11 protein-coding genes and 3 tRNA genes are annotated in these 12,703 nt (G+C 53.1%); 8 read left to right on the top strand and 6 right to left on the bottom strand.

Annotated elements, in window-relative coordinates; all coding sequences use genetic code 11:
- Nucleotides 1-46: 46 nt before the first annotated feature.
- The 4 genes from CSC3H3_RS09095 to CSC3H3_RS09080 all read right to left on the bottom strand — a co-directional run bounded on the left by CSC3H3_RS09095 (nucleotide 47) and on the right by CSC3H3_RS09080 (nucleotide 3,379).
- A complete protein-coding gene (locus tag CSC3H3_RS09095) occupies nucleotides 47-679 on the bottom strand; it encodes a DUF2497 domain-containing protein (protein WP_101284631.1) in 633 nt (210 codons plus the stop codon).
- A 120-nt stretch (nucleotides 680-799) separates the two neighbouring features.
- Nucleotides 800-2,158: a TolC family outer membrane protein gene (locus CSC3H3_RS09090; protein ID WP_101284630.1), complete on the bottom strand. Its 1,359-nt coding sequence runs from the start codon at nucleotides 2,156-2,158 to the stop codon at nucleotides 800-802.
- A 150-nt stretch (nucleotides 2,159-2,308) separates the two neighbouring features.
- Nucleotides 2,309-2,632, bottom strand: a complete 324-nt coding sequence (locus CSC3H3_RS09085) for a rhodanese-like domain-containing protein (RefSeq protein ID WP_101265848.1) — start codon at nucleotides 2,630-2,632, stop codon at nucleotides 2,309-2,311.
- 93 nt (nucleotides 2,633-2,725) lie between these two features.
- Nucleotides 2,726-3,379: a protein-L-isoaspartate O-methyltransferase family protein gene (locus CSC3H3_RS09080; RefSeq protein ID WP_101265850.1), complete on the bottom strand. Its 654-nt coding sequence runs from the start codon at nucleotides 3,377-3,379 to the stop codon at nucleotides 2,726-2,728.
- A gap of 578 nt (nucleotides 3,380-3,957) precedes the next feature.
- Here CSC3H3_RS09080 and CSC3H3_RS09075 point away from each other — a divergent pair.
- The 5 genes from CSC3H3_RS09075 to CSC3H3_RS09055 all read left to right on the top strand — a co-directional run bounded on the left by CSC3H3_RS09075 (nucleotide 3,958) and on the right by CSC3H3_RS09055 (nucleotide 8,372).
- Entirely contained in the window at nucleotides 3,958-6,396 is a 2,439-nt protein-coding gene (locus CSC3H3_RS09075; RefSeq protein WP_101284629.1) for a methyl-accepting chemotaxis protein, read from the top strand.
- Nucleotides 6,397-6,552: 156 nt separating this feature from the next.
- A tRNA-Cys gene (locus CSC3H3_RS09070) sits at nucleotides 6,553-6,626 on the top strand.
- 4 nt (nucleotides 6,627-6,630) lie between these two features.
- Nucleotides 6,631-6,706, top strand: a tRNA-Asn gene (locus CSC3H3_RS09065).
- Between the two features lie 205 nt (nucleotides 6,707-6,911).
- Nucleotides 6,912-7,274 (top strand): hypothetical protein, encoded by a 363-nt coding sequence (locus CSC3H3_RS09060; protein WP_101284628.1) that lies wholly within the window; start codon nucleotides 6,912-6,914, stop codon nucleotides 7,272-7,274.
- Between the two features lie 180 nt (nucleotides 7,275-7,454).
- Nucleotides 7,455-8,372: an aldo/keto reductase gene (locus tag CSC3H3_RS09055; RefSeq protein WP_101284627.1), complete on the top strand. Its 918-nt coding sequence runs from the start codon at nucleotides 7,455-7,457 to the stop codon at nucleotides 8,370-8,372.
- A gap of 14 nt (nucleotides 8,373-8,386) precedes the next feature.
- Here the strand turns inward: CSC3H3_RS09055 and CSC3H3_RS09050 are convergent, their stop codons facing one another.
- Nucleotides 8,387-8,602, bottom strand: coding sequence for a hypothetical protein (locus CSC3H3_RS09050; protein ID WP_101284626.1), 216 nt, complete (start codon nucleotides 8,600-8,602; stop codon nucleotides 8,387-8,389).
- Nucleotides 8,603-8,648: 46 nt separating this feature from the next.
- On the opposite strand from CSC3H3_RS09050, the gene CSC3H3_RS09045 reads away from it, so the two are divergent.
- From CSC3H3_RS09045 to CSC3H3_RS09035, 3 genes are all read left to right on the top strand, one after another.
- Nucleotides 8,649-8,724: transfer RNA gene (locus tag CSC3H3_RS09045), tRNA-Asn, on the top strand.
- Between the two features lie 89 nt (nucleotides 8,725-8,813).
- Nucleotides 8,814-9,134 carry a hypothetical protein gene (locus CSC3H3_RS09040; RefSeq protein ID WP_101284625.1) on the top strand — a complete coding sequence of 107 codons (321 nt, stop codon included), beginning with the start codon at nucleotides 8,814-8,816 and terminating at the stop codon, nucleotides 9,132-9,134.
- A 240-nt stretch (nucleotides 9,135-9,374) separates the two neighbouring features.
- The gene (locus tag CSC3H3_RS09035; RefSeq protein WP_101284624.1) at nucleotides 9,375-12,059 is read left to right on the top strand and encodes a bifunctional acetate--CoA ligase family protein/GNAT family N-acetyltransferase; all 2,685 of its coding nucleotides are present in this window, start codon (nucleotides 9,375-9,377) and stop codon (nucleotides 12,057-12,059) included.
- 82 nt (nucleotides 12,060-12,141) lie between these two features.
- Here the strand turns inward: CSC3H3_RS09035 and CSC3H3_RS09030 are convergent, their stop codons facing one another.
- Nucleotides 12,142-12,582, bottom strand: a complete 441-nt coding sequence (locus CSC3H3_RS09030; RefSeq protein WP_101265864.1) for a MerR family transcriptional regulator — start codon at nucleotides 12,580-12,582, stop codon at nucleotides 12,142-12,144.
- Nucleotides 12,583-12,703 lie beyond the last annotated feature (121 nt).

Here is a 12,703-nt window from a genome sequence, read left to right as displayed (position 1 = left end):
AGCGGCGCACCAAAGGCGCGCCGCTGTCTGTTGTTCATCGGCTCGCCTAAAGGTCTTCGGCGCGGCTCACAATCCGCTCGATTTCCTTTTTCACAAGGCGCTCGATCATATAGGGCAAATTCTCGTCCAGCCACTCTTTCAAAATCGGGCGCAACATATCGCGCACCAGATCTTCCAGTGTGGCGTGGCCGGCATTGATCCCGAGCCCGATGGCGCGTTTGCGCGCAACCGCCTGAGCAAGTTCGGTCATGCTGCCAGCAGCCGAGGATTCCGTCATGCCCGAAATCAGGGCAGGTTCGTCATCATCTTCCTGCTCGTAAAAAGCGGGCATCGGACGACGCGGTTCTTCGGCAATGGGTTCGGGCTCGGGTTCCGGCTCATCTTCGACCTGCTCTTCAAAATCAAGCATGTCGTCAAGGTCCATACCTTCCGGCTCAAGTTCCATTTCCTCTTCATCATCGTCAAGATCAAGAGGTTCCGGTTCGTCGTCGTCAAGCACCAGCTCTTCTGGTTCATCTTCCAGAACCAGTTCGTCGAAGTCATCTTCCGGCTCGTCAAAAACCTCTGGCTCAGGTTCAGGCTCCGGGGCCGGTGCCGGCTTTGGTTTTGCCGGTTCCTTTTTCTCATCCTCACCCTCATCCGCAAGAATTTTGCGGATAGACTGAAGGATGTCCTCCATTGAAGGTTCCTGTTGCCCATCACTCATTGGTTTTCTTCCGCGCTAAAAAATAATCACCGAACTGGTCCGGTCGATTATCCGGCCCCCTTCCCGTCCAGGGCCGGTGTTGGCACTTCCAGATCAATCAGATCCCCACAATTGATCCTTAACTTTATTATAGTTCTGTTCGACATCGTAAATTTCAACCGGCAAACCAAGAACTTGTGCGTTCAGGGCGCCAATTGCGGCTTTAACCTGGAATTCGGCAACTGCGGCATCACGGCGTGACTGCACCAGCGACACACGTGCCTGCAGCAGTTCCTGTTCCTGGTCAAGAACGTCAAGAACGGTACGCGAACCAACAGACGCTTCGCGCTGAACACCATCAAGAGCAACTTCAGCAGCCGAAACTTCAGCCTGCTGGCTTTCGATGCTGGCACGTGCCGTTACAAGATTTTCCCAAGCGCTGGTTGCGCTTTCGATAACTTCACGACGGGTCTGATCCACAACCAGACGGGCCTGACCGGCTGTCTGCTTGGCTGCGCGGATGCTGGAATATTCCGCACCCTGCTGATAGATCGGAACCGTTACTTCGGCCAGAACTTCGGCCGTATCGGTCGTGGTGTCTTCCGAAGACGCCTCGCTGCTGCGCGAAACGCCCGCGCTCAGGCTGACGACCGGATAAAGGGCACCTTCGCTCAGTCGGATATCGTCATGTGCAGCATCTTCCGAGAACTGCGCCTGCAGAACATCGGGGTGCTGGGCACTGGCGGTTTCAATCACCTGCTTGACGCTGGTCGGCAGACCACCGAGCGGATCCGGAATTTTCAGATCGGTCGGGGCATTGCCAACAAGGCGTTCATATACCGCACGGGTATTTGCAAGCGTACCCTGGGCTGCGATCAAGTCGGCCTTGGCGCCGGCAAGGCGGGCTTCACCCTGCGAAACGTCGGTACGGGTAACTTCACCCACCGAGAAACGGTCACGGGTTGCTTCAAGCTGGCGCTCAAGAACGCGAATGTTGTTCTGGTTGAGTTCAACAACGGCGGTATCCCGCAGAACGTTGAAATAAGCCGTGGCAACATTCAAAAATACTGTCTGTTCCGTCGAACGAAGACCTGCACGCTGCGATTTGATGCGCGCATCGGCCCGTTCGGTTTCAGCTTCGGTCCGGCCGCCACGATAAAGCGGCTGGCTGACATTCAGACCGACCTCATAGGGGTTCAGCGTCGAATCGCGGGTCGTCGCGGCCTGGTCGGTATCGACGTCAAGCTTGCGAATACCGGCACTGCCGTTCAACTGAACAGTAGGACGCCAATTGGAAAGAGCCTGGGAGATTTCTTCATCGGTCGCACGCAATTGTGCCCGTCCGGCTTCCAGGGTCGGATTGCTCTGATATGCTTTGGCAAGCGCATCATCGAGGGTTTCAGCAGACGCCCCCGTAGAGATCACACCGGCAGTCGCCAGAATGCTACAGGTGAGCAAGAACCGTTTTATCATTTATACACCCTTGTCAAAGTCCTACACCAAGTCCCGACCCCAGCGCAGTTCCGATATGGTAACGTTGCCAATAAAAATGTCTAAAAAAAGAGGCAGTTGGAAGTAAAATTTCCAATTTTCCCTTCATTTAACCGAATTCGTACATTTCCGTCATTCGTATCGTGACATTTCCGGCGCGATATCCAAAGCCCACTTTTCGATACCACCGGCAATATTGAAAATGTCGGTCATCCCCCTTGATACCAGAAACATCGCAGCATGTCGGCTGCGCACACCATGATGGCACAAAAGTGCGACTGGCTTGCTGGTATCAATCTCGTCAAACCGGCGGGCAATATCGCCAAGCGGAATATGCAGGGCCCCTTCAATCGAACAGATTTCCAGTTCCCATGCCTCACGTACATCAACAAGCGTGAACGGAACCGAAGTTTCGATCATACTTGCGACTTCCTGACAGGAAATATCCCGGACCATGTCCAATTGCGACAGACCTTGCAATAACAAATAACACAACGATGCGTTCCGATATCGGCACACCGATACCGGACCCGCATTCAGCGCTGTAAATTAGAATACAAAACTTTCGACCGGTTCAAAACCAGGCAGGTAAGGAACATAGGCATCAAACAGGTCACGATGGCCAATAACGCCATGTTCACGTTCGTAAAGGCGGGCAACGCCAACCTTGTCGGCTTCGCGCACCACAGCCAGAAGACGGCCACCTTCGGCAAGCTGTGCAAGAATTGCTTCGGGAACCTCGGCAACTGCACCGTCAAACATGATGACATTGTAAGGTGACTGTTTCGGATAACCGGCAACGGCATCCCCTTCTACAACGATGACATTGTCATAGTTGTTCTGCTGCATGATCTTTTCCGCGGCCTGCGCCATGGCACCGTCCTGCTCGATCGCGACAACGGTTTCCGCAACACGCGAAAGCAATGCGCTGGAATAACCATAACCGGCACCGATCACCAGGGCGACATCGGTCGTGGCGATTTCGGCCAACTGCATCAGACGGGCAATAACCATCGGCTCGACGGCATAACGGCCATTGCCAATGGCAATGTCTTCGTCAACATAGGCAACGCCGCGTTTGCTTTCCGGCAAGAACAGCTCGCGCGGGACCTCTTCCATCGCTGCGATGACCATAGGATCGGTAACCTTGTTGGCACGAACCTGATTTTCCACCATGTTGTGGCGCGCGACTTGATAATCCATCATATCTGACCTGAAATTCCCGCAAGAAATGCACTATGGCCCCGGCGGCATAACAGCCGAAGGGCCTGACGAGGTGAGACGTTTATAATCAGCCCGCGGGCGCCTGACAACATTGGAAATTGCTGCGGCGCGGCGTAACAGCCCCGATTTTACGTTTTTCAACCCTATCCCGCCTGCGAATCCCGCCTGCTGACACCATCATAGCCCCCTATCCGCCTCATCCAGCCATATAAGACCGCCAGGATACCCGATAAGCACAGGCAATATTAGAAACACCGCATTAAAGGTTCATGGTGCAATCGCGCATATCAGATATGGATTTTCGCGCAAAATCACGTATTCTCTTGGACTTAGACTTGTTTAAACGTAGCCGTCCTATCCCGGTTTTCACTGCAATCAAAAGAAGTACTCACCTTATAAGGCTCCGTAAAATTCGCTATTGATAATACCATTGGATAGGGTAATTATCGATCATCTTTTGTGCATCGATACAAAGATATATCAAATCTTTCCGCGCGGTATCTGTGTATTTACCAGCAGACTAAGTTGAATTAACGCCAGCAACGCCAGAGGGGATTATGCGGGATACGGGACCGGTAACAAACCGCGAAATCGAAATGGAAGACGGCAGCATTCTTGTTTCCCGGACAGATACCGGTGGCAAGATTGTATTTGCTAACAAGGATTTCGTCGAAATCAGTGGTTTTTCCGAAAGCGAGCTGATCGGGTCGGCACATAATATTGTCCGCCATCGCGACATGCCCAAGGAAGCCTTTGCAAATTTGTGGTCGACCATCAAGGCAGGTCGCCCCTGGCAGGGTATTGTTAAAAACCGCTGTAAAAATGGTGACCATTACTGGGTACGCGCCAATGTGACGCCCGTGGTCAATGACGGCAAGGTTGTTGGTTATATTTCCATTCGCACCAAGCCGACGGTCGAACAAAAACGTGAAGCCGAGCAAACCTATGCCGATTTGCGCAACAATGCCGGCAATAATGTCGCGCTTGATGATGGCCAGATCGTGCCCGACGGGTTTGGCGCACGGGTTAAAAATTACATCTCCAGCATTCGTGGCAGCCTGACCCTTGCTTTTGGCTCCATGGTTATTTTGATGGCGGCAATTGGCGGCTTTGGTATCTGGGCTGAACAGAATACCGAAAGCCATCTGGTTGATGTTTACGAAAAACGCGTCAAACCGCTGAACCTTCTGAAAGAAGTGTCAGACGATTACGCCGTTTTCATCGTTGATGCCGCGCATAAAGTGAATAATGGCAATTTTGACTGGGATACAGGCCTGAAAGGCATTGAAGCCGCGCAGGACCGGATTCACAGCAACATTGCCACCTATTCCAGCCAGGAACTGGGCCCGCGCGAACAGACCATTGTCAGCAAAATTACCGGCATGATGACATCGGCCGATGCGCTGGCAAAAAAACTTGAAGACAGCTTCCGCGCCAAGGACAAACCCGCCCTTAAGGCCCTGGTCGAACAGCAGCTTTATCAGACGATTGACCCGTTGACGGCCGCTATTGGCGAACTTGCCAACCTGCAAACAGAACTGACCGAAGAACGCGTTGCCCGCGCTGAAAGCAATTTCTATAGCGCGATTACCGTCAATATCGTGTTGCTGGGCATCGCGATTGCGCTAACGCTCCTGTACGGCACCCTGATGATTCGCAAACTGCGCAAGCCCCTTTTGCGTATGGAGGATCATTTTGAAGCCATTGCCCATAATAATCTGTCACACGATATCGAATTACCATCGGTTCCCGATTTCAAACCCGTGATTCAGCAATTGCGTGCCCTGCATGCCAAGCTGGCCTATGGCATCCTTGAACGGCGTGAAAACGAGGAAAAAGCCCAGACCCAGCGTGTTTCGTCCCTGCAGAATCTTGCAGAAACCGTTGAACGTGAATTGCAGATCGTGGTTGAAGCTATCATCGACCAGACATCACGGTTGAATTCGTCTGCCGCCGACATGGCCGCATCGTCGCAGCGTGTTTCAACCAATTCCGAAAGCGTTGCTGCCGCGGCACACGAAGCCCTTGCCAACGCCGAAACAGTATCGGGTGCATCCGAAGAACTGGCAGCTTCCATTCGCGAAATTTCGCGCCAGATCGAAGAAGCCACCTCGATCACCACTGAAGCCAATACTTCAGGTATTGAGGCAGAACGCACTGTTTTGTCACTAAAAGATAGTGTTGATCGCATCGGCGAAGTTGCCGAACTGATTGCCGATATCGCAGCACAAACCAACCTTCTCGCACTTAATGCAACGATTGAAGCAGCCCGAGCAGGCGATGCTGGCAAAGGCTTTGCCGTGGTGGCACAGGAAGTTAAAAACCTTGCCAACCAGACCGCCCGCTCGACCGAGGAAATCACCCGTCAGATTGGTGAGATCCAGCAGGTTACCGGATCGGTCGTTTCGACTGTTCAGCATATGAGTGAAAATATCCGCCGGATCGACCAGGTGGCATCGAATGTTGCCACATCGGTTCACCAGCAGGATAGCGCCACCCAGGAAATTGCCCGAAACGTTATTGAAACGGCAACCGCATCCAACGAGGTGACCGAAAAAATCAGCGACGTTGCCCAGGAAGCCGACAGCAACCTGGAACGTGCCGAAAGCATGAACCAGATCGCATCCGAAGTGGATAAAAGCATTGCCGAACTGCGTGCGACCCTGGTTCGTATCGTTCGTACGGCAACGCCGGAAGTCAACCGTCGCCGCGATCCGCGCTTTAATATCGAAACCCGTGTGCAGGTCAGCGTGAATGGTGAAACCATCAATGGCCACACCATCGATATTTCCAAGGGCGGGTGTAAGGTGAAACTGCAAAAACCGGTAAAACCGGGAACACGCGGTACCATTCGCATTGATGGCCCGAATATCACGCTGTCATTCGAGGTTGAAAACAGCCGTGAAGATGTCGCCAACCTTGATTTCAGCGCATCGCCCGATCGCGAAAAAGTTCTGCGCCCATGGCTGGAACGCCAGCCGCAAAGCCGGAAATAAATTAGCAAACATCGTAATTTAGCCCACAGCCGCCAGCCAAAAACTGGCGGCTGTGCTGCTTTTTGACATTAATTCCTGTCATTGTACAAAAAATGTAAAATTGGGTGCTTGACGGGCTGCATTCTATAGGGCTATACACCGCCCTGCCGACGCGATGGCGCGATGGCGGAGTGGTCACGCAGAGGACTGCAAATCCTTGTACGCCGGTTCGATTCCGGCTCGCGCCTCCACTAATCCGGCATAGCTCAGTTGGTAGAGCAAATGACTGTTAATCATTGGGTCGCAGGTTCGAGTCCTGCTGCCGGAGCCAATGTGAAAAGGGATCGAACCTTGTGTTCGGTCCCTTTTTCTTTGCCCTATCATGATCATGCCCGTCATACCCCGCCTGCCCGATTCACCCTTATTGCCCGCGATACGGACGATCGGGCAAAAATTAACGATAATCGGCAAAGCCCGATTTTTCGCGCAGCCCTATAACGATTGCCATCTGATGTTGGCATGCAAAGGAAGGCGCGATGCAGATTGTGGTTTTAAGAATCGCATATGGCTGGCTGGTTCTGATCGGCCTGCTTCATTTCACCATTGATGTGATTTCACAATATCTGCGCGGCGTTCGCCCCAGCAGCCCCGAAACGACACTCTATTATGGCCTGAACAGCACCTTTTCACTGGGACAGGTCAGCTTTGGCCTGCTGGCCCTTTCCATGTGCTGGCGCCGCCCTGCCCTTGCCCAGCAGCCCGTTATAAAGGCGATAACGATTCTAGCCGGTATCGGCTGGATTTTAGTTGCCGTTGGCTTCATGGAATATTGGGAACCGCTTGCCATGACAGGCATCTTTCTGGCAGCCATCCTGGTCGCCTACGCCCTTTCTGACTAAATACCATCTGCTATCCCCTGACAGTACGGCTAGCCCAATGGGAGGGCCGCCCGACATGGATGGATAGTTTACCGCGCTCCGCTGGCTTGCTAGGACAATGCCATAAACCAACCAACAACACCTGCGCCTGCCGCAAAACCACTCCGTTTTGTGTGACTATGGGCGCAGCGGGGACCGGATATGTCGCTATCACGCCGAACACTTGCCGACGACCTTAGCTTTTCAACACTGGCCTGGGGTGCATGGCGCCTTAAAAACAGCCCGGACATCAATAATGGCGACGATATCCTGCGCCTTGTTGAAACAGCCCTTGATCTTGGCATCACCACCATTGATCACGCTGATATTTACGGCAATTACGGTTGCGAGGAATTATTTGGCAGCGCACTGTCGCAGACGCCGCATTTGCGCCAGCAAATGGAAATCGTCACCAAATGCGATATCGCGCTGGTTTGTGATGCACGGCCGGAAAACCGCATCAATCATTACAACACCACCAAAGAACATATCATCGCATCTGTCGAATCCTCGCTGCGCAATCTGCGCACCGACCATATCGATACCCTGCTTTTGCATCGGCCTGATCCGCTAATGATCGCCGATGAGGTCGCCGATGCCTTTGGCACTCTCAATCGTGCCGGCAAAGTTCGGTATTTCGGCGTTTCAAATTTCACGCCGTCACAATTCAATCTGCTGCAAAGCCGGCTTGATACGCCCCTTGTAACGAATCAGGTTGAATGCTCGGTACTGGAGCTTAAGCCCCTATTTGATGGCACCTTTGATTTGATGCAGCAAAATCGCATCAGCCCCATGATCTGGTCGCCATTGGGCGGATCACGCCTGTTTCGTGACAAGGATGATGCCGTTGCCGCACATCTGCGCCCGGTTCTGGAAGAAATGCGTGCCAAATACAATACCCCCGGCATCGCAGAAATCGCCATAGCGTGGCTTTTAAGCCTGCCCTGCAAACCCATCCCGGTATTGGGCACCATGAAGCCTGAACGCCTGAAAGACGCAACCACGGCCTGCGATATCAAGCTGGAACGCCAGGACTGGTTTGCCATCCTGGTAGCAGCCCAGGGGCACCCGGTTCCGTAACCGACAAACAGCCGTCAGGCCAATATCAAGCGGCGGGGTGAATCTGACGCCCCGCTTTTTTTCATCGCTACAGAAAGCCCAACGGTATCGGCCAGCGGGACCAATGGCTTAACAGCCCCGTCCAATTTCGCTTTGCGCGTTTGGTAACGCATTGAAACTGGATAAATTTTGGCAAATTTGAATTTTTCGTCCTTTTTTGTCAAAAAAGGTCTTGCGCCGGTTTCCGGCATTTATTATACCCCTGCCACGCGCTTCAGACGGAGTGCCAAACACTGATCCGGCATAGCTCAGTTGGTAGAGCAAATGACTGTTAATCATTGGGTCGCAGGTTCGAGTCCTGCTGCCGGAGCCAATTAAAAAGGGGCCGAACATTTTGTTCGGTCCCTTTTTCTTTTGATCTGCGTTACCTGTTTTTCACCATAGGTCCGAAGGATTTAACCGATGAAAATTGCAAATATCGAATTGCGCAAGGTTCAGTTGGGCACGCTTGCCGGTTCAACCGATGGCTGGCTGATTATTGGTGAAAAAGACGTCATTCACGGCACGGTTCATCCGATTGACGGTGATCTGTTTACCATCGCCTCGACAACCGATGAACGCATCCAGGCCTTTGGCTGGTGCCCGATGTTTGACAGCCTTGAACATGTTCATAACGATGTTGCCATCGCCCTTGCCATGGGCAGTGCAACAGAAGTTGAAGAATGGCTTGAAGAATCCGAACGCCATGACCTTGATCACGGTCACGGCGAACATCTTCATTAAAGCTGTTTGCATTCCAGGCTTCGTTACTTCACCCTGCCCCGGCACATTTTTGTTCCAGAAATATGAAGCCTGTACCGTTTTTGATTCAGAACAAGGCAAATAATCGCCAGACGAAATAATTTCCGCACCTGCGAAAAACAGTTATTCTGATCGGATCATACTGAACCGAAAACGGGTTACATTGCGCAAGCTTTCACATTTGCACAACGTCCATTCAGACAGCAAAGCGGGAATTCGGTTATGAGCACAGTCAATCTAGAACATCTCTTCAAACCGTCCTCGGTCGCCGTTATTGGCGCCTCCAATCGCCCGCATTCGGTTGGGCAGGTGATTATGCGCAACCTGCTGGCGGGCGGCTTTGACGGGCCGATCATGCCGGTAAACCCGCGCAACCAGTCCATTGGTGGCGTTCTGGCCTATCCCGATGTCGAAAGCCTGCCGGTTGTGCCGGAAATGGCCGTTATCTGCGTTCCGCCACAGGCCGTTGTCCCGGTGATGGAATGCCTTGATCAGAAAGGCTGCAAAGCCGCCATCGTGTTAACGGCGGGCCTTGGATCCACGCCCTATGACGAAACCCGCAGCGTTAAACAGGCGATGCTGGAAACGGCGGCACGCAACAAAATGCGCCTGCTTGGCCCCAACTGCCTTGGCTTGATGGTTCCGGGCATCGGCCTTAATGCCAGCTTCAGCCATCAAAGCATTGAAAAAGGTAAAATCGCCTTCGTTTCGCAGTCAGGCGCACTATGCACGGCGGTACTGGACTGGGCTGCTGCCCGCGGTGTTGGTTTTTCACACTTCATTTCGCTGGGCGAATGCGATGACGTCGATTTTGGCGATGTCATCGATTATCTGGGTTCGGATCCGGAAACCCGCGCGATCATGCTTTATATCGAATCCATTCATGAACGCCGCAGCTTTATCTCGGCGGCGCGCGCGGCATCGCGCAACAAACCGATTCTATGCATCAAATCGGGCCGTTTTGCCGAAGGTGCCGCTGCTGCTGCCTCGCATACGGGCGCACTTGCCGGTGCGGATGATGTTTTTGATGCCGCCATCAAACGGGCCGGCGTTTTGCGCGTTTATACGGTTTCTGAAATGTTTTCGGCGGCAGAAACGCTGTCGCGCATGCGGCCATTCAAGGGCGATAAACTTGGTATTATCACCAATGGCGGCGGCATCGGTGTTCTGGCCGTCGATTCCCTGATCGAACAGCATGGGCAACTGGCGCATCTTGAAGAAGGCACCATCGATTCCCTGAACAAGGTTCTGCCCGATACCTGGTCACACGCAAACCCGATTGATATTATCGGTGATGCCCCGGGCGAGCGTTATGCAGGTGCCATTGAACAGGTCCTGAAAGACCCGAATATCGACAGCCTTCTAGTGATGCATGCCCCAACCGCCATTACCGACCCGGTAGAAGTGGCGCGCGGTGTGATTGATGCCATTAAAAACACCCGCAAAAACATTCTGACCAACTGGGTCGGTGAAGCCACCGTAACTGAAGCCCGCAAGCTGTTTTATGCCGCAGGCATCCCGACCTATCGCACGCCGGAAAATGCCGTTACCGCCTTTCAGCACATGGTGAATTACCGCAAGCTGCAAGATCTTTTGATGGAAACGCCGCCTTCCGTTCCCCAGGATTTCACCCCTGAAACCGACAAGGCCCGCCAGATCATTCATTCGGCCATCCATTCCGGCCGGACCATGCTGACCGAACCCGAAGCCAAGCAGGTTCTGGAATGCTATGGCATCAATACGGTCAAAACCATTTCGGTTGAAAATGTCGCTGGTGCTGTCAGCACGGCAAAGGAAATCGGCTTTCCGGTCGCCCTCAAAATTCTGTCCGATGATATCAGCCACAAATCCGATGTGGGTGGCGTTGTCCTGAATTTGGAAAGTGCCGAAGAAGTCGAACATGCCGCCGAAAAGATGCTGAAAAACATCGGCGATCAGTTCCCTGATGCCCGCTTGCGCGGCTTTACCGTGCAGCAGATGGTAACACGGCGCAATGCCCGTGAACTGATTGTCGGCATGACAACAGACCCGATTTTCGGCCCGGTTATCCTGTTTGGGCATGGTGGTGTCGAGGTCGAAGTAGTGCGCGACCGCGCCATGGCCCTCCCCCCGCTGAACATGAAACTTGCCCGCGAACTGGTTGAAGGCACCCGCATCTATAATCTGCTGAAAGGGTATCGTGATGTGCCGCCGGTCAATCTTGAAGAACTGTTCATGACACTGGTGCGCCTGTCGCAGTTGGTGGTGCATCTGGGTGAAGTGGTCGAACTCGATATGAACCCGCTTCTGATCGATCAGAAAGGCGTCATTGCCCTTGATGCCCGCATCAAGGTGACGCCAAAGGTTGAAAGCGATGACAAACGCCTCGCCATTCACCCCTATCCGCGCCACCTGAAGCAGGAAATTGTGCTGGAAGATGGCACACAATATATGCTGCGCCCGATCAAGCCCGAAGATGAACCGGCGCACTATGCCTTCATGTCAAAGCTGACACCGGAAGATATCCATTTCCGGTTCTTTGGATCGGTTCGGGAATTACCGCATTCGGAAATGGCCCGCCAGACCCAGCTTGACTATGACCGCGCCATGGCCTTTGTCGCAACCGTGCCTGATGGCACGACCGGAGGGGATATTCACGGTATTGTCCAGGTCGCCATCGACCCGAATAATGAATATGCCGAATATGCGATTATGGTGCGTTCGGACATCAAGGGACGTGGTCTTGGCCGTATCCTGATGGAAAAAATGATCGAATTCTGCCGTGCCAAAGGCGTTGAAACCTTTATCGGCCAGGTCCTGCCAACCAACCGGCGTATGCTGACCCTGTGTGAAAAACTGGGCTTTACCCGCAAATATCTGGAAGACGAGGAAGTCTTCGAGGTCAAATTACCGCTAACCCATCCATAAACGCGACATGCACACAAAAACACCCCGCCAGCCTGGTTGCTGACGGGGTGTTTTGCATTCTGCAAATCAAAAAGATGAAGCCTTACGCCCCGGCTTTTGCCGGCAATTTGCGAACGATGTCGCGTACGGCTTCTTCCGGGTCAAGGCCACGGGCCTGAAGGGCATCATGGGCCTCTGCCTCGATCTTGCGAAGCTCCACCAGGGTCGTTTGCACATCTTCAAGCTGCTGCTCAAGCTCGGAAATACGTTTCCGCCCCACCAGCATCAAATGCGCCAATTGTTCGGAATGGCTGCGATCGGCATCGTAAAGGTCGATATATTCTTTGATATCCTCAAGCGTAAAGCCCAGGCGCTTGCCCCGCAAAACCAGCACCAGACGCGCCCGGTCGCGGTAATTGTAAACCCGCGTTGCCCCGGCCCGCTGTGGCGATAACAGCCCTTTGGTTTCGTAAAAGCGGATGGCGCGCGGCGTAATGTCGAATTCTTCGGCAAGTTCAGTAATGCTGTAAAGCTTGTCGTTCATCTGTTCTTCTTATGCTTGGGACACCCGAAATACACCTTCGCCCCATACCAACGTCAAAGTCAATGAATTTACGCTTACGTAAGAATTATGCCTTTGTGAATCCGCTTTACGCAGCGGCCGT

Source organism: Thalassospira marina, from assembly GCF_002844375.1.
Taxonomy (GTDB): Bacteria; Pseudomonadota; Alphaproteobacteria; order Rhodospirillales; family Thalassospiraceae; genus Thalassospira; species Thalassospira marina.
Note: the sequence above shows the minus strand (reverse complement) of the source record. Positions and strands in the feature narration are given on the sequence as shown.

Bases quoted from the DNA above. Each gene is read 5' to 3' on its own strand.
- CSC3H3_RS09075 (WP_101284629.1), top strand. From the start codon at position 3,958: ATGCGGGATACGGGACCGGTAACAAACCGCGAAATCGAAATGGAAGAC.
- CSC3H3_RS09080 (WP_101265850.1), bottom strand. From the start codon at position 3,379: ATGGATTATCAAGTCGCGCGCCACAACATGGTGGAAAATCAGGTTCGT.
- CSC3H3_RS09060 (WP_101284628.1), top strand. From the start codon at position 6,912: ATGCAGATTGTGGTTTTAAGAATCGCATATGGCTGGCTGGTTCTGATC.
- CSC3H3_RS09035 (WP_101284624.1), top strand. From the start codon at position 9,375: ATGAGCACAGTCAATCTAGAACATCTCTTCAAACCGTCCTCGGTCGCC.
- CSC3H3_RS09040 (WP_101284625.1), top strand. From the start codon at position 8,814: ATGAAAATTGCAAATATCGAATTGCGCAAGGTTCAGTTGGGCACGCTT.
- CSC3H3_RS09055 (WP_101284627.1), top strand. From the start codon at position 7,455: ATGTCGCTATCACGCCGAACACTTGCCGACGACCTTAGCTTTTCAACA.
- CSC3H3_RS09050 (WP_101284626.1), bottom strand. From the start codon at position 8,602: ATGCCGGAAACCGGCGCAAGACCTTTTTTGACAAAAAAGGACGAAAAA.
- CSC3H3_RS09085 (WP_101265848.1), bottom strand. From the start codon at position 2,632: ATGGTCCGGGATATTTCCTGTCAGGAAGTCGCAAGTATGATCGAAACT.
- CSC3H3_RS09095 (WP_101284631.1), bottom strand. From the start codon at position 679: ATGGAGGACATCCTTCAGTCTATCCGCAAAATTCTTGCGGATGAGGGT.
- CSC3H3_RS09030 (WP_101265864.1), bottom strand. From the start codon at position 12,582: ATGAACGACAAGCTTTACAGCATTACTGAACTTGCCGAAGAATTCGAC.
- CSC3H3_RS09090 (WP_101284630.1), bottom strand. From the start codon at position 2,158: ATGATAAAACGGTTCTTGCTCACCTGTAGCATTCTGGCGACTGCCGGT.